This is a genomic window from Streptosporangium sp. NPDC051022 (assembly GCF_040683035.1).
Classification (GTDB): domain Bacteria; phylum Actinomycetota; class Actinomycetes; order Streptosporangiales; family Streptosporangiaceae; genus Streptosporangium.
The window spans coordinates 67544-91451 of sequence record NZ_JBFBCF010000001.1 but is presented as its reverse complement, the minus strand read 5'-3'; the positions used below and the strand labels follow the sequence as shown (position 1 = coordinate 91451).

24 protein-coding genes are annotated in these 23908 nt (G+C 70.2%); 1 reads left to right on the top strand and 23 read right to left on the bottom strand.

Going from position 1 to position 23908, the window contains the following annotated elements; genetic code table 11:
- Window positions 1–113: 113 nt before the first annotated feature.
- The 23 genes from AB0N02_RS00425 to AB0N02_RS00315 all read right to left on the bottom strand — a co-directional run bounded on the left by AB0N02_RS00425 (window position 114) and on the right by AB0N02_RS00315 (window position 23043).
- Window positions 114–1208 carry a peptidyl-alpha-hydroxyglycine alpha-amidating lyase family protein gene (locus AB0N02_RS00425; protein ID WP_363940819.1) on the bottom strand — a complete coding sequence of 365 codons (1095 nt, stop codon included), beginning with the start codon at window positions 1206–1208 and terminating at the stop codon, window positions 114–116.
- A 240-nt stretch (window positions 1209–1448) separates the two neighbouring features.
- A complete protein-coding gene (locus tag AB0N02_RS00420) occupies window positions 1449–2672 on the bottom strand; it encodes an amidohydrolase family protein (protein ID WP_363940817.1) in 1224 nt (407 codons plus the stop codon).
- Window positions 2672–3901 (bottom strand): amidohydrolase family protein, encoded by a 1230-nt coding sequence (locus AB0N02_RS00415; protein WP_363940815.1) that lies wholly within the window; start codon window positions 3899–3901, stop codon window positions 2672–2674. Before AB0N02_RS00415 ends, AB0N02_RS00420 begins: the two co-directional genes overlap by 1 nt.
- Window positions 3898–4731 (bottom strand): ABC transporter permease, encoded by an 834-nt coding sequence (locus tag AB0N02_RS00410; protein WP_363940813.1) that lies wholly within the window; start codon window positions 4729–4731, stop codon window positions 3898–3900. The genes AB0N02_RS00415 and AB0N02_RS00410 overlap by 4 nt, the downstream gene beginning before the upstream one ends.
- Entirely contained in the window at window positions 4728–5645 is a 918-nt protein-coding gene (locus tag AB0N02_RS00405) for an ABC transporter permease subunit (protein WP_363940811.1), read from the bottom strand. The genes AB0N02_RS00410 and AB0N02_RS00405 overlap by 4 nt, the downstream gene beginning before the upstream one ends.
- Window positions 5642–6730 (bottom strand): ABC transporter ATP-binding protein, encoded by a 1089-nt coding sequence (locus AB0N02_RS00400; protein WP_363940809.1) that lies wholly within the window; start codon window positions 6728–6730, stop codon window positions 5642–5644. The genes AB0N02_RS00405 and AB0N02_RS00400 overlap by 4 nt, the downstream gene beginning before the upstream one ends.
- Before the next feature lie 25 nt (window positions 6731–6755).
- On the bottom strand, window positions 6756–7946 hold the full coding sequence (locus AB0N02_RS00395) for an extracellular solute-binding protein (protein ID WP_363940807.1): 1191 nt from the start codon (window positions 7944–7946) through the stop codon (window positions 6756–6758).
- A gap of 92 nt (window positions 7947–8038) precedes the next feature.
- Entirely contained in the window at window positions 8039–8824 is a 786-nt protein-coding gene (locus AB0N02_RS00390) for a GntR family transcriptional regulator (RefSeq protein ID WP_363940805.1), read from the bottom strand.
- Window positions 8825–8873: 49 nt separating this feature from the next.
- The gene (locus AB0N02_RS00385; RefSeq protein ID WP_363940803.1) at window positions 8874–9899 is read right to left on the bottom strand and encodes a hypothetical protein; all 1026 of its coding nucleotides are present in this window, start codon (window positions 9897–9899) and stop codon (window positions 8874–8876) included.
- Between the two features lie 218 nt (window positions 9900–10117).
- Window positions 10118–10768, bottom strand: a complete 651-nt coding sequence (locus tag AB0N02_RS00380) for a hypothetical protein (RefSeq protein ID WP_363940801.1) — start codon at window positions 10766–10768, stop codon at window positions 10118–10120.
- Window positions 10769–10924: 156 nt separating this feature from the next.
- Window positions 10925–12169 carry an MFS transporter gene (locus AB0N02_RS00375; RefSeq protein WP_363940799.1) on the bottom strand — a complete coding sequence of 415 codons (1245 nt, stop codon included), beginning with the start codon at window positions 12167–12169 and terminating at the stop codon, window positions 10925–10927.
- Window positions 12170–12174: 5 nt separating this feature from the next.
- Entirely contained in the window at window positions 12175–13410 is a 1236-nt protein-coding gene (locus AB0N02_RS00370) for a hypothetical protein (protein ID WP_363940797.1), read from the bottom strand.
- The gene (locus tag AB0N02_RS00365; protein ID WP_363940795.1) at window positions 13407–14537 is read right to left on the bottom strand and encodes an ATP-grasp domain-containing protein; all 1131 of its coding nucleotides are present in this window, start codon (window positions 14535–14537) and stop codon (window positions 13407–13409) included. Before AB0N02_RS00365 ends, AB0N02_RS00370 begins: the two co-directional genes overlap by 4 nt.
- Window positions 14538–14544: 7 nt before the next feature.
- The gene (locus AB0N02_RS00360) at window positions 14545–15198 is read right to left on the bottom strand and encodes a metallophosphoesterase family protein (RefSeq protein ID WP_363940793.1); all 654 of its coding nucleotides are present in this window, start codon (window positions 15196–15198) and stop codon (window positions 14545–14547) included.
- Window positions 15183–15500, bottom strand: coding sequence for a glutaredoxin domain-containing protein (locus tag AB0N02_RS00355; protein WP_363940791.1), 318 nt, complete (start codon window positions 15498–15500; stop codon window positions 15183–15185). The genes AB0N02_RS00360 and AB0N02_RS00355 overlap by 16 nt, the downstream gene beginning before the upstream one ends.
- A complete protein-coding gene (locus AB0N02_RS00350; protein ID WP_363940789.1) occupies window positions 15500–16642 on the bottom strand; it encodes an alanine--glyoxylate aminotransferase family protein in 1143 nt (380 codons plus the stop codon). Before AB0N02_RS00350 ends, AB0N02_RS00355 begins: the two co-directional genes overlap by 1 nt.
- A gap of 5 nt (window positions 16643–16647) precedes the next feature.
- On the bottom strand, window positions 16648–17070 hold the full coding sequence (locus AB0N02_RS00345) for a YjbQ family protein (RefSeq protein ID WP_363940787.1): 423 nt from the start codon (window positions 17068–17070) through the stop codon (window positions 16648–16650).
- The gene (locus AB0N02_RS00340) at window positions 17067–18164 is read right to left on the bottom strand and encodes a hypothetical protein (RefSeq protein ID WP_363940785.1); all 1098 of its coding nucleotides are present in this window, start codon (window positions 18162–18164) and stop codon (window positions 17067–17069) included. Before AB0N02_RS00340 ends, AB0N02_RS00345 begins: the two co-directional genes overlap by 4 nt.
- Window positions 18161–19099, bottom strand: a complete 939-nt coding sequence (gene aepX, locus AB0N02_RS00335; RefSeq protein ID WP_363940783.1) for a phosphoenolpyruvate mutase — start codon at window positions 19097–19099, stop codon at window positions 18161–18163. Before aepX ends, AB0N02_RS00340 begins: the two co-directional genes overlap by 4 nt.
- 5 nt (window positions 19100–19104) lie before the next feature.
- Entirely contained in the window at window positions 19105–20103 is a 999-nt protein-coding gene (locus AB0N02_RS00330; protein ID WP_363940782.1) for a hypothetical protein, read from the bottom strand.
- Window positions 20100–20675, bottom strand: a complete 576-nt coding sequence (locus AB0N02_RS00325; protein ID WP_363940780.1) for a thiamine pyrophosphate-dependent enzyme — start codon at window positions 20673–20675, stop codon at window positions 20100–20102. The genes AB0N02_RS00330 and AB0N02_RS00325 overlap by 4 nt, the downstream gene beginning before the upstream one ends.
- Window positions 20676–20677: 2 nt before the next feature.
- Complete coding sequence (locus tag AB0N02_RS00320; RefSeq protein WP_363940778.1) at window positions 20678–21205, bottom strand: thiamine pyrophosphate-binding protein; 528 nt, start codon at window positions 21203–21205, stop codon at window positions 20678–20680.
- A 1001-nt stretch (window positions 21206–22206) separates the two neighbouring features.
- Window positions 22207–23043 (bottom strand): methyltransferase domain-containing protein, encoded by an 837-nt coding sequence (locus AB0N02_RS00315; RefSeq protein WP_363940776.1) that lies wholly within the window; start codon window positions 23041–23043, stop codon window positions 22207–22209.
- A gap of 344 nt (window positions 23044–23387) precedes the next feature.
- On the opposite strand from AB0N02_RS00315, the gene AB0N02_RS00310 reads away from it, so the two are divergent.
- The gene (locus tag AB0N02_RS00310; RefSeq protein WP_363940774.1) at window positions 23388–23813 is read left to right on the top strand and encodes a hypothetical protein; all 426 of its coding nucleotides are present in this window, start codon (window positions 23388–23390) and stop codon (window positions 23811–23813) included.
- The last annotated feature ends 95 nt before the right edge of the window (window positions 23814–23908 follow it).

Sequence of the window (23908 nt, the reverse complement as noted above, 5' to 3'; positions counted from 1 at the left end):
CAGGGAAGCCCGCCGCCCGCTCCCCCTCGGCCGTCCGCGTACTCGCCGGCCGTTCGTGTGTTCGCCGGCCGTTCGTGTGTTCGTCGGCCGTCCGTGTGTTCGTCCCCGCCCGGTCAGGCCGGGGTCCAGCGCCACAGGGGCGGGCCGTTGAGGGCGGCGACGTAGAGTTCGCCCGCCGGGCCGACCGCGAGTTGGTGGGGGTCGGCGGTCTGGTCCCGCAGCGCCCAGCGCCGGGTGACCGATCCGTCGGCCGCGAGGGCGACGACGTAACCGCGACGCCGTCCGCCGTCCTCGTCGAGGGCGTCGCCGCCGTCGAGCACGTAGAGCGCGTCGCCGGGTCCCACCGCCACGTCGTAGGGCCTGCCGATCTCCGCCGAGGAGTGGGTCGCCAGATGCCGGCCGTCGGCGGAGAAGATCTGGACGCGCGCGTTACGCCGGTCGGCGAGCACGACGTCGCCGTTGCCGCGCAGCGCGATCCCGTGCGGGATGGCGAACTCGCCGTCGCCGTCGCCGAGCCTCCCCCAGGACCTGACGATCCTCCCGGCGGTGTCGAAGGCCCCCACCCGGGAGTTGCGGTAGCCGTCGGAGACGTAGGCCCACCCCGTCGCGGAGGCCGCGACGTCGGTCGGCCGGGCGAAGATGTACGGGTCACCGGTGCAGGGCAGAGCGGTCAGTACGTTCCGGACGGCGAGACAGGTGTCCAGTCCCGCGCCGTAGGCGTGCCCGATGCTCCGTTCGAGCCGTCCGTCCGGTGTGAACACGGTTACCCGGTTGGTCGTCACGTCCGTGACCCACACCCGGCCCCGCTCGTCGACCGAGATTCCGTGCGGGGACCTGAACGTCCCCGCCCCCCAGGAACGCCGGAACGCCCCGGTGGCCGCGTCGAGCACGACGACCGGATCGACGTCCATCACCCGGTCACCGGCGAAGGCCCCGCCGCCGCGGTGCAGCAGCAGTACCTCCCCCGAGCCGGTCACCGCCACCCCGGACCCGATCCGGGCCTCCGCGGGCGGCCGGCCCCACGGGGAGAGAATCGCATCCGCCGCGGTCGTCCGGTCGGCGCTCTCGGAGACCACGGCGGCCGGGGGCGGATCGCCCCGCAGCACCAGCCCGGCCGCTCCCGCGGCCACGACCGGAACGCCGATCAGCAGCGCACGCCGGGTGATCCCGGCTCCGCGACCGTTCCGGGGTGGTCTCCACAGTGCCATGGGTCTCGCTTCGGGTAGGACCGGCTTCGAGCTGCGGTGTCCTCGGCGGCCGAGAACTCGCCCGGCCCTGACACACGTGTGCCCAAGTGTCGGTCCCGCCCCGTGGTGGCCGCCATCGGGGAGTTCCCCGATCAGGGGATCGGGGAACTCCTGAGACGGCGGCCGGGTCGTACTCCGGAGGCGCGCTCAGACGGCGCGCCCTCAGGCGGCGCTCTCAGACGGCGCTCTCCGGAGATGTGTTCAGGCGGCGTCCCCGGCGCCCTCCCGGGGGGCGAGGACACCGGCCTGGAAGACGGCCGAGACGGCCCCGGGCCGGATCAGGACGCCCGGATCGGTCAGCGGGTCGCCGTCGAGCACCAGCAGGTCCGCCACCTTGCCCTCCGCCACGGAGCCGACCCGGTCGGCGATGCCCAGGATGGTGGCGTTCACCGAGGTGGCCGACACCAACGCGGCCATCGGGCCGAGGATCTCGGACTTGAGCACGATCTCCTCGGCGCGGTCGCGCTGGCCGATCCCGAGCAGGTCCGAGCCGCTGCCGAGCACGACGCCGGCGTCCCGGGCGAGCAGCATGGACTCGCGCATCGACCCCATCAGCGCGGTCAGCGTCGCCGCCGTCTCCGGCGGGGCCGTCGCGATCATCCGGTGCAGCACGAGCAGCGTCGGCACCAGCGAGGCGCCGACCTCCGCCATCAGCTCCGCGGTCTCCCGGTCGAGCAGGCTGCCGTGCTCGAAGTGGCGGACGCCCGCCGCGATGCCGTGCCGGACGCTGGCGGCGCTGTGCGCGTGGGCGTGCACGTAGGTGCCGTGCCCCTCCGCCTCGTCGACCGCGGCGCGCAGCTCGGCCACGCTGAACTGGCAGCGGTCCAGTCCCCCGCCCGAGGAGACGCCGCCGCTGACGCACACCTTCACCTGGGTGGCGCCGGCACGGAAGGCCTCGCGGGCGGCGCGCCGTACCTCGTCGGGGCCGTCCACGACCAGCGCCACGCGCACCAGGCCGGGAATCGTCACGGGGCCGTGCCCGTGCCAGCGGTCCCGCTGGTCGGCGTGCCCGCCGGTCTGGGAGAGGAAAGGACCCGAGGGCATGAGCTTGGGCCCCGGGACCAGCCCGGTGCTCACACAGGCGGCGACGCCGCCGTCGATCCCGCCCGCGTCCCGGACCGTGGTGAAGCCCTCGCGCAGCGCCTGGCGGACGTTCCTGAACACCTGGGCGGCGATCTCCGCGGCGGAACGCTCCAGTCCCGCGCCGAGGAGACCCATGTGGCCGTGCGCCTCGATGAGGCCGGGGAGCACCGTACGGTCCCCGAAGTCGTGGACCACGTCGTGGCGCGCCACGTCCTCGGACGACTCCGATGTCCAGGGCCGTACCCGCGTGATCACGCCGTTCTCGACCGACACCGCCGCGTCGGACATCGTCCGCCCGACGCCGTCGATGAGCTGGCCGCAGCGCAGGAGCATACGTGTCATCACGCCACCGCCATGACCGGCGCGGCCTGGTCGAGCAGGACGCGGCCACCCTTGAGGACCAGCAGGGGGCGGGACAGCGCACCCAGGTCGTGCGGCACCTCACCGCCCACGACGAGCAGGTCGCCACGGTATCCCACCGCGACCTGGCCGGTCGCGTGCTCCCCGGTCAGTACGGCACCGGCGGCGGACGTGGCGGCCAGCACCGCCTCCCGGTTGCTGAGCCCGGCCGCGGCGAGGTGACGGATCTCCTCGATGACGGTTTCCTCACCGTGGCTGTCGGTGCCGGTGGCGATGGCCACCCCCGCGTCGCGGGCGACCTGTACGGCCACCTGGGTGCCGTCGAGCAGGCGCCGGGCCCGTTCGACCAGCCGGGGCGGCAGTCCCAGCTCAGGGCCGTGCTCGACGAAGCCGTGCGCCACGGTCAGCGTGGGCACCATGGTGACGCCCCGCGCGGCCATCAGGTCTGCGGTCGGCCGGTCCAGCTCCGAGGCGTGCTCGATCGTGTCGACACCGGCGGCGATCGCCGTCTTGATGCCGTCGAGACCCAGCGCGTTGGCGGAGACGGCGCGTCCGGCGGCGCGGGCCTCGGCGACGACGGCCTCCACCTCGTCCAGCCGCAGCTCCTGCCATCCGGCGGGGCCGTTCACCAGGCCGCCCCCTCCGGCCAGCCCGTTGGTGACCGCCACCGACAGCAGGTCGACGCCGCGCCGTACCTGCAGGCGGGCGGCGCGGCGGGCCTCGGCCACGCCGGTGATCTCCTGGCTGCGGTACACCGCCCCGCCCCGCCCTGTCGCCCCGATGGGGCTTCCCGCGACGGCGAGCGACGGCGACCGCAGCGTGCCGTCGGCCGCGAGGGCGCGCAGTTCGAGCGCGGTGGACTCCTCGCTGGCGGTGTCGCGCACCGTGGTGATCCCGCGCTCGACCAGCCCGGCGAGCAGGCGCTGGGCGCGCAGGGTCCGCTCCACCAGGGTGGGCGCCGAGCCGACCGGCCCGGCGTGCAGGACGACCAGGTGTAGGTCGATCAGGCCCGGCAGCAGGGTGCTCCGCGGCAGGTCGTATTCGATCCGGGCCGTCCCCGGGGCCGCGAGCGGCACCGCGGCCGGGTCGCCGACATGGGTGATCAGGCCGTCCGCCCCGACGAGCACCGCCTGCCCGGTCCGGACCGAGCCGTCGGGCAGCAGGCATCCGCCTGGGCGTAGGAGGACCTCGGGTTGCGCGGGAACGGTCATCTGACACCTCGTGTTCGTCGTTGAAGCACGCGGAATGCTGCGAACCCGACCGCGGCCACCAGGCCGGTTCCGGCGAGGAGGAGCGTCGACAGCGCCGCGAGGGTGGGGTCTAGGTGGGTTTCGAGGAAGGTGAACATCGCGACCGGCAGCGTGTTTCCGGACAGCGAGGACATGAACAGCGACGACTCCAGCTCGTCGAAGGAGAGCATGAAGGAGAAGCCGAAGGAGATCAGGAATCCGGGGACGACCGCCGGGAGCACGACCCGGACGAAGGCCTTCACCGGCCCCGCGCCGAGGTCCCGGGCGGCCGACTCCAACCGACGGTCGGCCGATTCGAGTGCCGAGATCAGCACGCCGACGACGAAGGGGAGGGTCATCGCGGCGTGCAGCACGGTGAGCGCGGCGCCGCCGCCGAAGACGGTCTTGAGCGACCCGAACCAGCTGCCGACCGTCAGGTAGCCGATCAGGCCGGCCAGCCCGAGGGCGACCTTCGGCATGCTCTGCGGCGTGTTGATGAGCGTGTGCAGCGTGGCCGAGCCGGGGAAGGGGAACCGGTCGAAGGCGTACGCCGCCGCCAGCCCGGAGACGGTGGCCAGCGTGGCCGCGAAGAACGCGATCCGGACGCTGAGCAGGAACCCGTCGCGGAACGACTCGTCGGCGAGCGCGACGCGGTACCACTCCAGCGACCACTGGACGGGCGGGAACTCCGAGACCGCCGAGGCGTTGAAGCTGTTGATCACCACGATCACCATCGGCGCGGCCATGAACAGCCACACCGCCGCGATCACGATCCACGCGTGGGTCCGGCCGTTCCCTCTCGTTCCTCTCATGCCGTCCTCTCCCGTCTTGGCGCGGCCCTCCGGCCCAGCCGCTTCGCCAGCGCGAACAGCGGGGTGACCACGACCGCGGTCACGAGCAGGAGCATCGCCAGCCGGACGAACGCGGTGGGCCAGCTGACCGCCAGCAGGTTCTGGTAGACCAGCTCGGAGACCACCTGGACGCGGCCCCTGCCGATGATCGCCGGGATGCCGAACGCCCCCATCGCCAGCCCGAAGGCCAGTCCGCCCACGCGTAGCGCCGTCGGCGCGGCCAGCGGTACGGTGACCTTCCAGAACACCGACGCCGATCGGGCGCCCAGGTCACGCGCGGCCCGGGTGACCTGGAGCCGGTGGATCTCCCGCATCCTGGTCAGGAGCGGGAAGGCGGTGATCGGCATCATCGCGTGCGCCAGCACGAGCACCGTCGCCAGGAGCGCCGGTGACACCCCGAGGAACCCCAGCAGGTCCCCGGCGGTCTCGAACGAGCGCGCGACCGGCGGCTGGTCGAGGATCAGCAGCCACCCGTAACCGCGGACCGCCATGCTCACCACGAGCGGGGAGAACAGCAGGGCCATGGTCGCCGCGGTCACCGCCCGCCGGTCCACCACGACGAGCGCGGAGGCGACCAGCAGGGATATCAGGCAGGACAGGACCGTCGCCCCGAGGGAGAGCAGCGCCGTGCGCAGCATCGCCTCCCAGTAGAACGAGTCCAGCGCGCCGGAGCGGAGAGCCTCGACCACGCCCGGCTCGCCCGTCGAGCCCGCGGCGAAGGCGCGGTAGACGAAAAGCGCGACGGCCAGCACCAGGGCGCCGAGCAGCAGCAGCGGCGGGACCATCAGCAGTCCGGGCAGCCACCGCGGCCGTCCGCCCGATCTCCGGGCGGAACGGGCGGAACGGGCGGGCCGCGCCGTGCTCTGGGCCGTCATGCCGGCCGGTCCTGCAGCGCGACGACACGGCGGGGATCGAGCCCCACGCCGACGGCGGCGCCGGCCTGCCATGGGCTGTGCTCGCCGGCGACCACCACCACGAGGGGCTCGTCGAGACCCACCTCTACCTCGTAGCGCACCGTCGCCCCGTAGTAGGTGGCCCGCGCGACCCTGCCCTGGACCGGCGCGGCGGTCTCCGACTCGTCGACGAGGGTGACGGCCTCCGGGCGGATCGCCCACTGACCGTCGGCGGACGGCACCTCGCTCCGGAGCCAGCGCACGATGGGGGTGAAGTCCCCCGGCGACGCCGAGACGACGTTGGCGTCTCCCAGGAAGCGGGCCACGAACTCCGTTCTGGGGCGGGTGTAGACCTCCAGCGGCGAACCCGCCTGCTCGACCGCCCCGTCCCGCATCACCACGATCTGGTCGGCCATCGACATCGCCTCCTCCTGATCGTGTGTCACGTAGATGAAGGTGGTGGCGGTGCGCTGCTGGATGGCCCGCAGCTCCAGCTGCATCTGCTTGCGCAGCTGGGCGTCCAGGGCACTGAGCGGCTCGTCCAGGAGCAGTACGGCCGGCTCGACAGCGAGGGCGCGGGCGATGGCGACCCGCTGCTGCTGGCCGCCGCTGAGTTCGCTGATGCGCCGTTCGGCGAGCGGCCCCAGCCGGACCAGGTCGAGCAGCTCGCGGGTCTGCTCCGCCACGACGCCCCTGCGGACGCCGCGCACCCGCAGCCCGAAGGCGACGTTGCCGGCGACGGTCAGGTGCGGGAACAGGGCGAGCGTCTGGAAGACCATCGCCGTCGGGCGGCGCTCGGGCGGCACGCCCACGATCGAGCGACCGCCGATGACGATGTCGCCGTCGCTCGGTTCCACGAAGCCGCCGATCATGCCGAGCACCGTCGACTTGCCGCATCCGCTGGGCCCGAGGATCGCCGCGAACCGGCCGGCCTCGATGTCGAGGTCGACGCCGCCGACGGCGACGGCCGTGCCGTACGTTTTGCGCAGGCCGCGGAGGGTCACGCCCTGCGGTTCCGGCCGCGTGTCCGCCTGCACCGGCCGCAGGGCCTTGACTGGGGAACTCATCGCCACATTCGCCTTCCCGGCCCGTCTACCGGAGGTTGCCCTTGACATCACGGTTCCAGCGCTCCACCAGCTTCTGCTCCATGGCGGCGAACCGCTTCCAGTCCACCTGGAGCACCTTCGCCATCGCCTCGGCCGACAGCGCGGAGATCGCGGCCTGCTCCTTCGCCGGGGCCACGTCGCCGTACACCGAGCCCGCGAAGGTGTTCTGGTTGTACTCTCCGACGTTCTCCGGCTTGAGCAGGTCGTTGACGAGCTCGATGGCCAGTTTCTCCTGGTCGGGGCTGCCGCCCTTGACCACGGCGAGGTAGAGCGGGATGGCCATCTGGCCCTCCTTCGGCGCCACGTAACCGATCTTGGCGCCCTGCGCCGCCCAGTTGGCCTGCGCGGCGAGGATGCTCACCCCGATCACGGCCTTGCCCCGGGAGAACGCGTCGTACTGGGTCTGGTTGGAGTTGTAGACGGTGGAGAACTGACCGGCCTTGGCCGCCTCCGCGAAGGCCTTGAACCCCTCGTCCAGGGTCTCGGGGTCGCCCCCGAGCGCCTGGTTGACCGCCCACAGCCCGCCGATGAGGATCCCCTGGGGCGCGTCGTACAGCCCGACCTTGCCGCGGTAGACGGGGTTGAGCAGGTCGAGCCAGGAGGTCGGCGGGTCGGCCAGGTCGGTACGGTGCACCAGCCCGACGACGTTGGTGTTGAACGGGACGCCCGTGTCGCCGAAGTGCCGGTAGGTCTGGTCGGCGGACCCGGCGCGGGACACCTCGGAGCCGCTCAGCGGGCGGAACATGTCGATCCCGCTGCCCAGCGCCATGGCCTGCGCCGTGAACAGCCCCGTGTTGACCAGGGCCGTGCCGCTCGCCTTGTAGGCCGAGATCACCTCAGGGTACCGCGAACCGCCGATGATCGGCTTGATCTTCAGGCCGGAGTGCTTCTGGCGGAACGCCTCCAGCACCTTCTTCGGGACGACGTCCTGTCCCGCGCCCTCGAAGTAGAGCACGGACAGCTCGTCCGCGCCGCTCGCGGTACCGCCGTCGCCGCCGCCGTCACCGCAGGCGGCCAGGGCCAGCATCCCGCCGACTCCGGCCGTCAGGGCCAGGAAGCCCCGCCGGGGCATCCCCGGGGATACCGGGGACGCCGGAGACATCGGGGACATCGGGGACAGGGCCGAGGACACGGCCGTGACGGTCCGCTGCCTCCTCCACATGGACTGAGGAGCCATCTTCATTGCCTTTCTCAAGGTGGGCTGGGTGTTGCTCATGTCCCCCCGACCTTCGGATGTCGTCCCCCGACCCCCGTCTGCTCCCCCGGTTGTCACGTATCCCCCGCCCGCACGTTCTCGTCGCTCCTGAGCGCCTCAAGGGTCAGGCTCATCTGCTCGGCGATGGCGGTGCTGATCCGCTCCCGGTCACCGGCTTCGATGCCGTGCACGAGACGGATGCTGACGTCCTCGACCCAGTTCATGAAGTCGGGGATCTGGTCGCTGCCGGACATCGTCCAGGTCCCGATCACCGAGACCTTGTCGATCGCGCGGAGCAGTGTGCGGCCGAGGACCCGGTTGCCGCACGAGACGGCAATGGCGCAGTTCAGCTCGTTGGCGGCGAACAGGGTCCGGGCCACGTTCCCGCCGGCCACCTCCCGCCGTAACTCGGCGAGGTGTTCGTGGATCCGCGCGATGACCGCCGGCTCCCGTCGCTCCCCGACCAGCCGCGCCGCCTCGCCCTGCAGCAGCTGGCGGAACGCCACCAGGTCCTCCCACTCGGAGATCGAGGTGGTGCGCGAGATGACCTGGCTGAGGGCGAGGGGAATGCCCGCGCGGTCCTTCAGCCACGTGCCTCCGCCGCGGCCGACCCTGACGTCAAGGACGCCGGCCTCGGCGAGGGACGTGATGGCGCGCCGGACGTTCTCGCGGGAGACACCGAGGGCCACTGCCAGCTCGTCGAGGCTCGGCAGCCGGTCGCCCTCACGCATCGCGGTGTAGCGGATGGAGTCGACGATCTCCACCAGCACACGTGACGCGGTCGCGGTGGGAGCCACCCGGTCCAGGTTGGAAAGCTCGGCCAGGTCCAGCAGCATCGCGTTGACGGTGTCACCGCTCACGGGGTCCATCCCCTCTCCGGTCGCACAGATCCTGATATCTCCTACCAGGTCAGACGATCTTGCCCGACTTCACGACCGGGACGCCGTCCACCGCGAAACTGTGGCTCAGCAGCGGGACGTCCAGGTGCGAGGCGCAGTGCCGGGTGCCGCCGATCCCGGAGTGCCTGGCGGGCATGTCGGTGGTGTTCGAGCCGAACGCGATGAGGATGCTGCCCCGGTACGACTCCCCGTCGACCGGCGTGAAGCGCGGGCTGCCCGTCCAGACCGCGTTGGGGTGCAGGCCCCAGCCGATGTGGGAGACGCCGTACGACTCGGGGTCCTGCCAGCGGTCGAGCCACTGGCTGAGCGCCGTGGCCGACTCCCCGCCCTCGATCTTGACGATGCGCCCGTTCTCGATGTGCAGCGTGATCGGGTCTCGGACGGTGGCGCCCATCTGCAGCATCGCGTCGCCCGGCTCGACGACCACGACACCGTTCGCGGAGTCCTCCAGCGGCGCGCAGGCCACCATCGCGAAGCCGAAGTTGTCCCAGATGCCCGGCTCGTCGGAGAGCCCGAGCTGACGGTGACCCTTCCGGCCGTCCTTGCGCAGCACCAGGTCGGTACCGCCGTCGCTGGTCAGGTGAAGCTCGTTGGTACGTTCCATGAGCTTGGCGGCTTCCATGGCCTCGGCGACGACCTCGTCCGAGGGGTAGAGCCTGAACTGGTTGGCCTCGTTGAGACAGATGTCGAGCCACCGGGTGCCCGACGCGGCCACCTCGGGGATCCCGCGGGAGTGCGCGGTGAGCTGGGCGAAGGGCGTGGGGAAGGTGCCGCCGCGGTAGTGGAGCACGAACTCCGCCTGCTGCATCGCGGCCAGCAGCATGTCGTTCATGTGGTGCGCGTCGGTGACCTCCATCGGGTGGTAGCGCACCGAGATCACGTGGTCCGACGTCCTCCGGAGGGCTTCCTCGTACGGAGCCAGGTCGGCGGGATCGATGATGCGGGAGCTCAGCATGACCACCCGCTCGTCGGGGCGGACGTTGCATCGCTGCAGTGCGGCTTCGATGAGCTGGGAGTGGGTCCGGAACTCGCCCATTATGGCCTCCTTTGGTGGCTTACGTACGGTTGCTGCGCCACCCAAAAGGACTATGAACTAGCTGTTATTTCATTGTCAAGGGTCGCGGCGGCCCCTTCGGACCTTCGGAGGAACATGTGACGACCCGCGCCGGAGGAGGCCGGCGGCACCGCCGGCGGACGCCCCCGGCACCGGCGGAGCCCCGGCCGTGGAACGAAGGACGGCCGGGGCCCGCACGATCACGAATCCCGGTGCGCCACCGGGCATCCGCCGGTCAGCTCGCCGAGGAAGGCGTTGGGGTCGTAGTAGTGCTCGACCTCCAGGAGCCTGAGATCGTCGGCCAATTTGGCGATGCTGACGCCATACATTTCGATTGTCCGGCCACTGGGCGCGAAACCGTGGTATTCACCCTCGAACACACCCCAGTGACGCCATTTGAAGGTGACCACCGGTGGCGGGCTGACCACTTCGAGCACCTCCCAGAAGAATCCGCCGGGAAACGCCTTGTGGAAGACGCGGTGCGAGGAGTCGAAGGTCTCCTGCCCGCTCCGGTAGAAGACGCTGTCTCCAATCAGGATGTTGTAGCTGCCGATCTCCGCGATATCCGCCGCGGTGGCCCACGGGCCGCCGTTGACGTTGGTCCGGAAACGCTCGGTGACCATCGAGACCCAGGTCGCCGGATCCTTCTTGTGCGAGACCTCCATCTCGAAGACCTGCACGATTCGCTCGACCACGGCCTCCAGCGAGTCGGGGTCGAAGTGGTGCGTCCGCTGCCGCGGCATGACCTCGTGTGAGAGGTCGTAGTCGGGCACGCCGTCGCGCCATTCATCCGAATCCGCCGCGGCGACGACGGCCGAACGCCCCTGGAGCCATAACTGGGTTTCAGACAAGAAAATTCCGTCCTTTCTGAGAAGTGGTGACGGAAATATCAAGCTGACAAATCCTTATAGACACGCTGCGTCCCGTCAAGCGCCCTTCAGGGTGCTCCGCGGAAACTCACGACGGTTCCCGGAGAAAATCAGCACCGGGTGAGTTCCATTTCAGGCTTAGCGCTGAACGACCTGGTCGTCGCGTTCTCCGGCGCGCGTCCGCCGCCTGGACGCCCGCTCGGCCAGCACCGGAACGACCATGCCGGACAGGAGGAACAGGCCCCCCAGCACGAACCAGCCCGGCTGGCCGGCGCCGACGAGCAGAGTGGTGATCACCGTTGGCGCCGCTATGGCCGCGATGGAGACGCCCATGCCGTAGAGCCCCTGGTACTGCCCGACGAAGGCCTCGTCCGCGAGCTCGTAGGAGATTCCCCACGCCCCCGCGGACTGCTGGATCTCGCCCAGGGCGTGCACCGCCGCGGCGACGACCAGCAGGACGACGGCGAGCGACGGCGAGCCGTTCGCCGACCACGCGTACACCGCGCAGGACAGCGTCAGCAGCGCTCCGGCACGGCGCTGGGCCCGTGCGGCCCCGCGGACGGTGTCGGTGTTCCGGCTCAACCGGACCTGCAAAAGCACGACTATGACGGTGTTGACGATGAAGAGCCAGGCCACGACCGACAGCGGCGCCCGGGTGTACTGGACCACCCACAGGGGGACGGCGATGTTCAGAATGGCGTCGTGAAGACAGAGGACCCCGTTGAGAGCGGTGAGGGCGAGAAAGGGACGGTCTCTCAACGTGACCCAGCGCGGGCCCCGCTCTTTCCCCGCGACCTCCAGCGGAGGCAGGGACGGTATGCGCAGCGTGACGAGGGCTGAGGCGAGATGACAGGCCGCGGCGGCGCATATCAACGCCAGATAGCCGGGCCTGCTCTCGTGGAGAAGAACCGTCCCGGCCACTCCCGCCCCCACCGACCAGCCGATGTTGGTGATGACGCGAAGCCGTGCCCTGGTCCGTACCCGATCCTGCGGGGGCACGGATCGGGCGATGAGCGCGCTGCGGCCGGTGAGGCTCGCGGTCTCGCACACGGAGACCAGGATCGCGGTGACGATCAGGCCGGTGAAGGTGAGGACCGCGCAGTAGCCCGCTATCGCGACGGCTTCGAGCGCCGCGAAGACGACGGTCAGGTTGCGGGGCCCGCGCAGGTCGGCGAGGTGTCCGGCGGGCAGCGCCGCCGCCAGTCCGGCGGCGGCGGCCACCGTCATCGCCGAGGCCACCAGGGCCACGCTCAGTCCCACGCTCCGTGTCAGATACAGCACGCTGACCGTGACGAACAGGCCGCGTCCCGTGGTTCTGAACATCGTCCCGAGCGCCAGCGCGCGAACCGGTCCCGCGGGGAAGGCCTCTGCGGGGGAGAACATCGCGCTCACCCGACTTCGCAGGACGCCCGGAACCACGCGGCGAGGTCGGTGATCCGCTCGTGGACCTCGGCCTCGTCGGCCCCGGTGACCAGCGCGGTTCCGGCACGGATATCGGACGCCACAGCCATGTCGGGCATGTACTGCCCGACGGACACGTTCAGGCGGACCGTCACCACCCCCGGCCGCTCCGTTGTCTCCGAGGCGCTCGGCATGGCGACCAGCCTCCCCGGGGGGCAGGGGAGATAGACCTCACCGTAAACCGCCCGGCAGGGCCGTACCGGATCGGACGAGGCGGGAAGGTTCAGCACGGCGCGAGCCCAGCCGTCGTGGAGGTCGACTCCGAACATCTCCTGGATCGCCCGGTCGGTCATGCCGCCGCTGACGCGGCCCGCGCATTCGCCGAAGACCAGCTGCTCCGGCTGGTCGAATGCCTCCAGGTGGAAAACGCCGTCCGAATGCCCGATCGCCCGCAGGGCCTCGCCCGCGAGACGAAGCGCCCGGTCATAGAGCCGTGGATGCCCGGCCGGCGGGAGCGAGATCGAGCTGACCAGCCCGCCGGTGTGGATCTCGATGAGGTTCTGCCGGTAGCGGGAGACGGCCAGGGTGGTGACGACACCGTCGCGCACTATTCCGTCGATCTGGTACTCGTGTCCGGGAACGTACTCCTCGACCAGCCAGAGCCCGCGGGTCCGCCCGGGACCGAGTTCGGCGATCCTCTTCGCGAGCTCGTCTCGGTCACACAGGTGGAAAGTGTGCTTGGCGCCGGCTCCGGCCAGCGGTTTGACCACGACTCCGCCGTCCGGCAGGTCCCTCTCCAGCGCGGCGAGGTCGTCGACGACCCGGCATGACGCCACGGGGAGACCTGCGTCGCGGACATGGTTCTTCTGGACGAACTTGTCACGCAGTGCCACGGCGGTCGCCGGCGAGATCGGCGACCGCCCCGGCCCGCCGAGCACGCTCGCGCAGGTGACGGTGAACTCCGAACCGCTGCAGATCCGGCTGAAGTCGGCCGGGCTCAGAGACCGGCGGGCCAGTCCGGCCAGGCAGTCCTCGACGTTCTCCGGGGCGGGAACGGTGACGCAGCGGGCGACCGCCTCCGACGCCCGCGCCTTCGCCGCGTCCTTCGGGGCCACCACGCAGGTGACGGAGCAGCCGTACCGGGCCAGTGCCCGGGCCGAGGCGGGCCGCCAGCCGACGAGAAGGACCGGCGTGCCGTCCGGCAACGCCTCCGTGCGGGTCATCGACCGACCTCCTGACTGATCAGGCCGTGCAGGCGGCGCATCCCGTCCTCGTCGGCGGCGCGGAGCCGTACGACGAAGGATCCGCCTTCGGATGAGGGTTCCTTGAGAGCGAGGACGCCTTCGAGGCCGGCGATCCGCGTCGCGGCCGCCGAACCGGCGCGCAGGTACGTCCAGCCGTACACCTCCCCCGGCGCACGGGGGGCGATCCGGGGAGCCTCGCCGAACTCCGCCCGGATGAGTTCGTCCCAGAGATCGACGCCGAAGGCGTCCGAAACGACGTCGGTGACCGCTCCGCCTCCGGGCCTGCAGGTGATCTCCCCCACGACGATCCCCTCGGCCGTCTCGAAGCACTCCAGGTGGGTCACGACGTCCCGGCATCCGAGCGCGGAGACGACGGCACCGTGGAGGCCGACCGTCCGCCTCGCGATCGAGGACTCCTGGTCGAGGACGTACGAGCCGCCGATGACGGTCGTACCCACGGACAACAAGGGAGCGAAGTACCGGGACACGGAGGTGAAGACGGTGTTCCCGTCCCGGACCACGCCGTCGCAGTGGTACTCGGCGGCCATGGGGAGAAAGCGCTCGATCTGGTACGGGCCGGAGCCGAGAGCCTTCCGCGCCACCAGCCCGGCGAGCTCGGCCGGTGACGTGATCCGGAAGGTCGCCGCTCCGCCGGAGCCCATGACGGGCTTGACCACGACGGGCCGGCCGATGGCCTCGGCCGTGGCTTCGAGCCCGCCGACATCGGTGACCAGCCGGGACTCCGCGACCGGCAGGCCTGCGGCTCGGATGCGTTTCTTCATGGCGTGCTTGTGCGTGAACGCGAACGCCTGGTCCACGGTCAGCCCGGGGACGCCCAGGTACGCCCGTACCAGGGCCGCGGGAATCACCGATTTCTCCGTCGCGGCCAGCACGTGGTCGATCGGCGCGTCGCGCGCGAGTTCGAGGGCCGCGTCGCGGACCGCGGTGATGTCGTCTATCGCGGGAACGTGGGCGATCCCGCCGAAGCGACTGTAGACCTCCGCGTAGGCTCCGGCCGCGATGATCCGTAAGTTGACGTCCTCACGCGCGGAGAGGCGGTCGACCACCTCGCCCTTGTCGGAGTTGAGGAGAAGCACCTTGTACACAGATCCATCAGTCCTTGTAACGCGATTGCGTGCAGTGATAGGTGACCGTGGAGGCCGTCTCGTCGATCAGTGCCCAAGACGGCGAGGGGCCGCGGGCGGGCCCCACGTTGACCAGGTAGCGCCGCTCCCGGTCCAGCGGGATGGGAACCCCCGAGGTGATCTCCACCTCCCGGGTCGCCGACCAGGTGCGCCGGCCCCGGGGGACCTCGAACAGCGCGTTCCGATGATGGTGGCCGTAGACGAGCGCCACTCCCGGAAAGTCCTCGTGAAGAGGGCACCACAGGTCGGGGAGGGGGTTGGTCCACGACAGCAGGTGTCCGTGGCAGTACGTCGCGAAGTCCGTCCGGTGCGAGTCCGGCGCCGCCAGAAGGCGGGCCACCTCGGCGGGGACGGCATCGCCGGGCAGGTGCCCGGCGATGCGCTCCTCCTGGTTCCCCCGGATCAGCAGGACGTCCTCCAGCAGGCCCTCCATCGCGGGACTCCACACGGTGACCTGGTCGAGACTGCGGAGGCGGCGGCCCCGCGACCTGCTGCTGATCAGGCAGTCGAGCACGTCTCCGAGGCTGATCACGCGGTCCACGTCGTGTTCCCCGATCATCCGCAGAGCCGTGGTCAGTCCCTCCAGGTCACCATGGACGTCGGTTATCAGGGCGTGGCGCACGTGTCCCCGGGAGGCTCCGGCGGCGTTCCACGCCCCTTGCCCGTGCCCTCGTTTCCGAGATCGGCGTGGCGTTCGGCGAGGTAGGCGAGGATGTGGGCGTTGTCCTCCAGCTTGCCGGGCAGCACGGTGGCGCCGTCGACGAGCGCGGGGATGAACCTGCTGCCGGTCACCCTGATGAGCTCGTGCCGCTGCTCTCTGGGTTTGGGGACGTTGACGTTGATGTAGGAGATCTGCAGCCGGGTGAGAAGCTCCCGTACCGGCTTGCAGTACGGGCAGGTCTCGCGTTGGAAGAGGACGAGCATCACTCCCCCTGCCGGTTGAAGGTCCGGATGATCTGCCCGACCCCGGTTCCGGGGGCGAACTCGTGACCGTGGTCCAGCAACGCCAGCTCGATGGCGCCGACGACACCGCACAGGTCCAGCGCGTCGACGGCGCCGATGTGACCGACCCTGATGAGCTTTCCCTTCAGGTCCGCCTGCCCTCCGGTGACGGTCAGGCCGTAACGGGTGGAGAGGGTCTTCAGCAGCCGGGAGGTGTCGACGCCCTCGGGGGCGAGTGCGGAGGTGATGACGTGGCTGCGCCGGTGTGGGGGGCGGATGAACGGAGTGAAACCCAGGGCGGTCAGGGCCCGCTCCACGGCGAGGCCGCTGAGGGCGTGCCGGCCGCGGAAGGCGTCCATTCCCTCCTCGGCCAGCATCTTCAACGACTCGTGCAGCCCCAGCAGCAGCGACACGGCCGGCGACGAGGCCGACATGGGATAGAAGTGACGCAGCCGCTCGAAGGACCAGTAGTAGGCGGGTCCTCCGCCCCGTTCGGCCGCCTGCCATGCCTTGTCGGACAGGGCGACGAAGGCCAGGCCCGGAGGCAGCATGAACCCCTTGTGGGAGGCCGCCAGGACGACGTCCAGCCCCCAGTCGTCCATCGGCAGCGGGTGCACCAGCAGCCCGCTGATCGCGTCGACCACCACGGTGACCTCGGTGTCACGGAACAGCTCGCCTATCGCCTCGACGTCGTTGAGCGCCCCGGTGGAGGTCTCACTGTAGACGACCAGGACACCGCGGATCCCGGGATGTTCGGCGTACGCCGCGGCCACCGCCCCCGGCTCCACAGAGGTGCCCCACGGGCTCTCCACCGGATGGACGACGAGCCCGTACCGGTGGCCGATCGCCTGGAACCGCTCGCCGAAGTAGCCGTTGGAGACGACGAGCACCTCGTCTCCCGGCGAGAAGCAGTTCGCCACGGCGGACTCCATCGCCCCGGTTCCCGAGGAGGCGATGGAATAGACCGGGTGGGTGGTGCCGAACAGCGGTGGTAGTGCCTCGTTGATCTCGTGGATCAGCTGTTCCATCTCGGCGGAACGATGATGGACGATCTCCCGGGCTCCGGCCAGCAAAAGTCGCTGCGGCACCTCGGTGGGGCCCGGTGTGGCCAGACGGAGTTTCATCGGCGTCACCCTTTTTCGCTGATGGGGCGGGGCGGGTCGATCAGGACCCGGCGGTTGGCCGGTTTGAGGTCGAAGTCGATGAGCACGATCCGGTGGGCGGCCGACATGTCCAGCTTTCCGGCGCGGTAGGGCACCAGCACGCTGGTTCCGAGCAGAGAGGACCTGACATGGGAGAAGCCGTTCGGATCACCGGTGGTCAGCTCGTGCAGATAGCGGGCGTCGTCGGGGGCCGCGCGTTCCAGGGCCCGCAGCAGGTCCTGCATCGCTCCCGGCTCGTAGCGCATGATGACCAGCCCGAGAGTGCTGCCGTGGGCGAAGACGCCGGCGAGCCCGTCACCGGCTCCCCCGTCGCGCAGCGCCTGCGTGATCTCCTCTGTGAGGTCGTGGCTGGAGTTGAGACCGTCACTGGCGACACTGATCTCGATCATGCCGAAACCTCCGGCGCGACTGTCCGGAGGGCCGCGGGCAGCGTGTCGCCGGCCAGGTCTCCGGGGCCGGTGACGCGCCAGGCGGGAGCCGCGCCGAGCGCGGTGACGATCCGGTGGCGTCGCCCGTCGTGGCCGGCACGCAGGTCCGGCAGGTAGGAGTGCCATCCGGCGTGGGGCCCGTCGAAGGCGGACTCCATGTTGCCCGCCAGCACGGCGACCCGTGCCCGCCGGTCCGGGACGGCTTCGGCGACGGTCCGGTCACCGGGCCCGATCGACGGATGAAGCACCGCGACGACCGGGGCGTCCAGACCGCGGGGGGCCGAGGGAAAACGTTCGCGGAAGGGGGCCGGGGCCACCGCGAACTTGCCCAGCGGCGAGAAGGCGTGGTCACCGGCGGGCCGGTAGTCATCCGCCAGTCCGGCGATCTCCCTCAGTCCCGGATATTTGACGACGGTGCCGTAGCCCAGATGCGGGTAGTCGGGCCAGCCGGTGGCCCGCACCGAACCGTCCTCCCCCTCCACCGCCAGGGTCTTGTCACCGCTCATGATCTTGTAACCGTGATGCTCGACCAGTTCCAGGAGCAGCGTGCTCTTGCCCGCTCCCTTGGAGCCGGTGATCAGCACGACCGCTCCGTCCCGGTAGGCGGCGGTGGCGTGCAGTACGGCCGTCCCGGCGTTCTCCTGGTGCTTGAGCGTGAGATCGCGGATGAGTTCCACCAGGTCCATGGCACCGTCCGCGCCGAGCGCGACATGGACGGTGCGCTCGACCGGGTCCAGCACGAAACGGGTACCGGTCCGCACGCACTCGACGTACTCCCGTCCGCCGTCATGGGTCCGGCGCGCGGGGATGGTGAAGAAGTCGCTGGCGCTCTTGCGGACGTGGAGGTCCTCCGCCTCGGCATGAGCGGGCGGCAGGTGGACCCCGGCGGTCTCCGCCGAGACGTACAGCGTCGCCAGCGGCGCGCCCGCGCCGTCGTCGGCGGCACGGACGCCGAAGTGAGTGGACAGGAAATCCAGCGCGGGGCCGACGTCGACCCCGTCACCGCACACCAGGTCGATCCGGGTGGACAGCAGGGAGATGCTCAGAGCGGTCATGGGCGTGCTTCCGCGAGCTCGCGTCCCCGGGCTTCGAGACGATTCTGGCGTTCGGTCATCTGCGGTACCCCCTGGAGATCGAAGACCTCCTTCAGCGGGGCGATGTCCTCTTCGACGTTGTAGGTGGTGCCGTCACGCAGGATCTTCGTGAGAGTCTCCCGCATGGCCCGGACCGAGCTGCGCAGCGCGTGGTTGGCGTAGATCGCCATGGCGAATCCGCGCTCCGCCAGCTCGGCGACGGTGACCCGGTTGTAGGTGGTGGGCACCACGATCACCGGAAGGGCGCCGGTGTAGGCCTCACGGAACGTGAACACCTCTCCGGGGTCGGTCCGCTTGGAGTGGATCAGCAGTGCGTCGGCCCCCGCCTCCTCATACACCTCGGCACGGCGCAACGCCTCGTCCAGCCCGAGACCGGCGATCAACGCCTCCAGCCTGGCCACGACGACCAGGTCCTCGTCACGTCTGCACTCCACCGCCGCCTGGATCTTGGCCGCGAAGTCCGCGACCGGCGCCAGGTCCTGGTTGCCGTCCAGGAAGCTGTTCAGCTTGGGAAACTGCTTGTCCTCGATGCAGACACCGGCGATACCCCTCGCCTCGTACGCGCGGACCATGTGAATGACGTTGTTCACGTTGCCGAAGCCCGAGTCGCAGTCGGCGAGCACCGGCAGGTCCACCGCGTCGGCCATCGCCGCGGCGACGTCGAGGCACTGCGGCATGGCCAGGATGTTGGCGTCCGGCACACCGGCCGTGGCCGAGATCTCCAGGCCACTTGACCAGATCGCGTCGAAGCCGGCCTCCTGGGCGAGCCTGGCGCTGAGCGGGCTGTGTGCCCCCATCGTGCGGGCCAGTTCCCCTCCGTGCAGGAGGGCGCGTAACCGCCTGCCGGGAGAGGCGGAGCGGGGGTCGGAAGGCGAGGCGGAGTGGAAGCGGGACATGGTGGCTATCCTCCGATCATCTCGTGGCAGACGTCTTCGACGGACTGATCGCTCACCTTGCGGAGGCGGCGCAGGCCGATCTGGCGCCCCACCTCCCACGCGTCCAGGTCGAACCTGGCGGCGATCTTCTCGATCCGGTGCTGGTAGTAGTAGTGGTGGTCGTTGACGCCCGCGGCGATCTCCGCCCGCCGTACCACCATCGGCTGGGGCAGGACCTGTTCGGCGACGTACTCCGCGGCGTTGCAGACCTCCACGAGATCCACGTCGGTCTCGTATCTCGACCAGGCTCTGAAGGTCGCGACGGCCTGTTCCGTGGCGAGGTTTCCGGCTCCCCTCGCCATTCCGCACAGGGAGGCGTCCACCCAGGTGGCCCCCGCCTCTACGGCGGCCAGCGCGTTGCTCATGCCGAGGCCCAGGTTGTTGTGGGCGTGGATGCCCACCGGGCAGTCCAACCGCTCCAGCAGCGTCTCCACCCGCGCGCCGATCGTGTCGGGGGTGAGCGCGCCGAAGGAGTCGGCCATGTAGACGACGTCGGGCCGCGCCCCGCCGATCGTGTCCGCGATGGCGCGCAGTTCGTCGAGGCCGACGTAGCTCACCGCCATGACGTTGACGCTGGCCCGCAGGCCCAGCCGGTGTACGGCTCGCACGTACTCGGGAACCCCGTCGATGTTCCACGGGTAGGCGGCGACCCGGACCATCCCGATGGGACTGTCGGGCAGGTCGTCCATCGCCCTCACCGGGCACACCGTGGGAACCACCATGACGGCCAGCTCGGCGTGCCGGGTCTGCGGCAGCGCGGCGAGGTATTCGGGCGAGCACTGTGCCGACGGCCCAGCCGTGTCGCTGCTCTTACTACCGGATCCGCCCCGGTAACCGACCTCGATGACGTCGACACCGGCGTTGTCAAGGGTGGCGACGACGGTCCTGACGTCACCCGGGGTGAACTGCCAGTCGTTCTGGTTGCCGCCGTCGCGCAGCGTGCAATCCAGTAGTACGGGTTTCATTGGAATCCTCCCTGATCAGTGATCGACGATGTCGCGAGGGCGGCTCGGAAACGGGCGACCAACCGGGGCGGGGTCTCCTCCACACGACGCCCCGGCGGATAGTCGCGGGGGCGGCAGAGAACGTGCACGAGTGCGGGCATGCCGGAGATCTCCAGCCCCGCGAGGGCCTCCCCTCTGCTCACGGTGTAGCCGGCCGCGTAGCCACAGGCGCGGGCCAGCGCGACAGGATCGCCGGGGCGCACCGTCCGCTGCCCTCCGGTGCTCTCGTGACGCTGGTTGTCCAGAACCACGTGCACGATCCGGGGAGCGGCCACCCCGATCATCGGCAGGCAGCTGAGGTTCATGGCGAACGATCCGTCGCCGTCGAGGATCACGACCTGCCGGTGGGGCTGGGCCAGGGCTATGCCGAGGCCGATCGGCGCGGCCATGCCCATGGAGCCGACAAGGTAGAAGTTCTCCGGCCGGTCGGCGACGTTGTACAGGTCCCGGGTGATGTAACCGCACGTGGAGACGTACAACGCATCCGGGTGGCCGCGGACGATCGTCGCGAGGGCCTCGCGCATGTCCAGCATCGCTACACCTCCTTGTCCACGATGAGCACCGAGGCGTGCCGGCCGCCGTTCAAATGCTCAAGGAATTCCTCGGTGGAGGCTCTGGGTTTCGCACGGTCAAAAAGGGTCCACGTGAGGTCGAAGACGTCGAGAAAGTTGGTGAGCTCCCGGCCGATGACATCGTGCTCGACCGCGTCCCTGCCCTCGTGTCCCCGCCAGCTGACGACCATGGGAAAATGGACGTCGTAGATGAGATTGAAGGATGTCAGCACGTTCATGCAGTATCCGAGCCCGGAATTCTGCATGAGAACGACAGGTTTTCTGCCGGCCACGGCGAGGCCCGAGGCGACACCGACCGCGGTGTCCTCTCTGGGAGCCGGAAAATAGCTTAATCGCCCGCCCAGCCCGACCGAGGACGGATCTTCGACAGCACGGAAAACGCCTTTCAGTAGCGAGCACGGAACACCCGTGAAATCAACGTAACCGTGGTCGGCCAAGGTACGGACGAGCGTTTCCGCCGCACCGCTCACCGCGTCATCATCACAGCTCATGGACTTGCCTCCGCGTTGCATCGACAGACAGGACATTCATCGCCGCGCCTATGAGAAATCAATGAGAGCACGACGGAACACGCCTCAGAGGACGACGCTCACCTTTCCGTGGACCAGAAACACATCACGGAACTCATGAGCATGACGGAAGGATCGCCGAATCGGCGGCACCGAACGGAAGGCCACCGTGACAGCGCACAGAAAACGACGGCGGGAGAGAGAGTCGCACACCCGGCGGCCGCGACCTGAAGAAAGACGATCCTACCTAGACGGTCCGCTCCGACACCCCGGAACCGCTCCGGTGAACGCGCCACCGGAAACGATGACGCATCAAATCAAGGCGTCCGCCCATGAACTTGCCCCCGTTCTCGGGACTTACCTATCTCATCCCCTGAGCGTGAATGCGGACCTGATGTGCACGGCCACCCCGACCGGTACCGCATTCACTCTTCATGAGGATCGTTGATGGTCGCGTCTAGTGTCAACTCTAATTACACGATATGTTCTCCCGGCATTTGCCGCATGCTACATATCCGTAGGCCGAATTCAGGAGTTACGGACGTCGGGAAACACATCGGTCTCTTCGCGGCGGGTGCCGCGGTCGGCGCCGAGTCCGCCGGAGGACGGTCGCGGCACGGCGCCCCCTGCACCGTCACCGGGACGGCTCGCTCTCCGGACATCGGATAGGCACGAAAACCGTGGACGAAATCGCGCCGGAGCCCGGCGTGAGAACCGCGGGCGGGATCGCACCCGGAGATCGGAGGAGGCGGGCCGGACATCACCGCCCTCTCGTGGCCTCCCGGGAAGTCACGGCGCCTCGCGAACCCCGCACAGGACGGCCAGCCCGCGGGACGACGTCGCCGAGACCGGCTCGTCGAGATTGTTCACATACCTCGTGTACTACACGGAACGACGGCGCGGAACGCCGGATGGCGTGACCGCGCCGTCTCCCTGCCAACCCCCTGTCCCCGCTCAGACCGACGGTCGTGGTGCGCCGTTCCTCATCCCCGCTCGGGCCGGCGGCCGTAGTGCACGGTCTTCGCGGTCAGCAGGAACAGGTCCTCGCGCCGGTCGACACCCGCCGGGTCGTCCGGGTCGAGCAGCCTGTCCAGCGTCGCCACGTCCTCGGCGTCCAGGAGCTCGCCGAGCATCGCGCGCAGGCGCTCCAGCATCCGCCGTACCGACCGCCGAGGCCCCTCGGCCAGGGGCGCGGGATGGTCCACGAGAAAGGTCCTGCTGCGCACCTCGGTGAGTTCCGCGGCCCGCAGCATGCCGGGCCAGTCCTCGACCACCGCCACCGATCCGGGCAGCTCATCCCGCATCCGGCTGAACCGCTCCGCCATCACCACGTCCAGCCTGGTCTCCAGAGCGGGACGGCCGAAGCCCGGGTCACGCGGCAGCCAGCGGGCCGGCAGGCCGCCCTCGACGATGGCCAGCACGCCGCCCGGTTCGAGCAGTCCGGCCAGCCGGTTCAGCGCGTCCTGCTGGTCGCCGACGTGGTGCACGACCTGTCCCGACCACACCAGGTCCGCCGGTTCCAGGTCGGCGAGCCCTTCCGGGAACTCGGCCACCTGGGTCCGCAGCCCGACGCCGAGCCGCTTGGCCCGCTCCTCGGCGCGCTCCAGCAGCTCCCGCGCGCCGTCCACCGCGGTGACCTCGGCCAGCGGGAACGTCTCAGCCATCAGGCAGGCCGCGACTCCCGGGCCGCTGCCGATGTCCAGGATCCGCCGGGGGCTCAGATCCCCCAGCTCCCCGAGGGCCTGACGCACGTAGGGACTGTGCGTCTCCCCCTCAAGCTCCAGCATGTCGGCCATCTTGGCCCAGTCGAAGTCGTTCATCGCACCCGCTCCGGTAGTTCCTCGTCGATGGGATCCACGCCCATCGGATCCACGTCCACCGCGTACGCCGCCGTGCCCGGTCGCCGTCGCGGTCACCGCCCGGGCACCGGTCACCCGCGCGCCCGGTCATGACCATGCGCCCCGGCGCCCCGATCCGACAAACTTTTTTGCCGTTTTCGCAACGGGGGGACGGACGGGTGTCGAGGTCGTCCCCGCGGGAGGGGCCTTCACGGCGTGAGGGACGCCACCGGTACCGCCCCCGCCCGGCGTTACCCTGACATCCCGCGCGGACTTCGGCCGGCGCGGCGGGGCGACACCGGAACGACACCGGAAAGGGGGCGCCGATGAGCGCGGCACTCGCGGTCGCCACGGCGGTGACCTACGTCTGGCTCGGCATGGTGCTGGCCATCTCGTTCCTGGAGGCGCCGCTGAAGTTCCGTGCCCCCGAGGTGACCCTCCGGATCGGGCTCGGCATCGGCAGGCTCGTCTTCAGGGCGCTCAACGCCGTCGAGACGGCCTTCGCACTGACGGTGCTGATCGTGATCGTCATCGGCCGGCCGTCGTCCGGCGTCGTCGCCGCGGAGGTGGTGGCCATGGCGACGCTGGCCGTACAGCTGGTGGCGGTCAGGCCACAGTTGACCCGCCGATCGGACCAGGTCCTCGCCGGGCGGCAGGCGCCCCGTTCCCACGCGCACCACGTCTACATCGCCCTGGAGGCGGTCAAGGTCGTGGCTCTTCTCATCGCCGGGACGCTGTCGCTGGCCGCGTGACCGGCGTGGGCGCGCGCCGGTACGGCCCGGCCTCGCCGGTGCAGCCGCTCATCGCCCTCGACTACCTCGAAGGCCGTGGCCCCGGGACGACCGTT

Coding starts and splice junctions, on each gene's coding strand:
- AB0N02_RS00425 (WP_363940819.1), bottom strand. CDS start 1,208: ATGGCACTGTGGAGACCACCCCGGAACGGTCGCGGAGCCGGGATCACC.
- AB0N02_RS00420 (WP_363940817.1), bottom strand. CDS start 2,672: ATGACACGTATGCTCCTGCGCTGCGGCCAGCTCATCGACGGCGTCGGG.
- AB0N02_RS00415 (WP_363940815.1), bottom strand. CDS start 3,901: ATGACCGTTCCCGCGCAACCCGAGGTCCTCCTACGCCCAGGCGGATGC.
- AB0N02_RS00410 (WP_363940813.1), bottom strand. CDS start 4,731: ATGAGAGGAACGAGAGGGAACGGCCGGACCCACGCGTGGATCGTGATC.
- AB0N02_RS00405 (WP_363940811.1), bottom strand. CDS start 5,645: ATGACGGCCCAGAGCACGGCGCGGCCCGCCCGTTCCGCCCGTTCCGCC.
- AB0N02_RS00400 (WP_363940809.1), bottom strand. CDS start 6,730: ATGAGTTCCCCAGTCAAGGCCCTGCGGCCGGTGCAGGCGGACACGCGG.
- AB0N02_RS00395 (WP_363940807.1), bottom strand. CDS start 7,946: ATGGCTCCTCAGTCCATGTGGAGGAGGCAGCGGACCGTCACGGCCGTG.
- AB0N02_RS00385 (WP_363940803.1), bottom strand. CDS start 9,899: ATGGGCGAGTTCCGGACCCACTCCCAGCTCATCGAAGCCGCACTGCAG.
- AB0N02_RS00375 (WP_363940799.1), bottom strand. CDS start 12,169: ATGTTCTCCCCCGCAGAGGCCTTCCCCGCGGGACCGGTTCGCGCGCTG.
- AB0N02_RS00370 (WP_363940797.1), bottom strand. CDS start 13,410: ATGACCCGCACGGAGGCGTTGCCGGACGGCACGCCGGTCCTTCTCGTC.
- AB0N02_RS00355 (WP_363940791.1), bottom strand. CDS start 15,500: ATGCTCGTCCTCTTCCAACGCGAGACCTGCCCGTACTGCAAGCCGGTA.
- AB0N02_RS00350 (WP_363940789.1), bottom strand. CDS start 16,642: ATGAAACTCCGTCTGGCCACACCGGGCCCCACCGAGGTGCCGCAGCGA.
- AB0N02_RS00345 (WP_363940787.1), bottom strand. CDS start 17,070: ATGATCGAGATCAGTGTCGCCAGTGACGGTCTCAACTCCAGCCACGAC.
- AB0N02_RS00340 (WP_363940785.1), bottom strand. CDS start 18,164: ATGACCGCTCTGAGCATCTCCCTGCTGTCCACCCGGATCGACCTGGTG.
- aepX (WP_363940783.1), bottom strand. CDS start 19,099: ATGTCCCGCTTCCACTCCGCCTCGCCTTCCGACCCCCGCTCCGCCTCT.
- AB0N02_RS00330 (WP_363940782.1), bottom strand. CDS start 20,103: ATGAAACCCGTACTACTGGATTGCACGCTGCGCGACGGCGGCAACCAG.
- AB0N02_RS00325 (WP_363940780.1), bottom strand. CDS start 20,675: ATGCTGGACATGCGCGAGGCCCTCGCGACGATCGTCCGCGGCCACCCG.
- AB0N02_RS00320 (WP_363940778.1), bottom strand. CDS start 21,205: ATGAGCTGTGATGATGACGCGGTGAGCGGTGCGGCGGAAACGCTCGTC.
- AB0N02_RS00315 (WP_363940776.1), bottom strand. CDS start 23,043: ATGAACGACTTCGACTGGGCCAAGATGGCCGACATGCTGGAGCTTGAG.
- AB0N02_RS00310 (WP_363940774.1), top strand. CDS start 23,388: ATGAGCGCGGCACTCGCGGTCGCCACGGCGGTGACCTACGTCTGGCTC.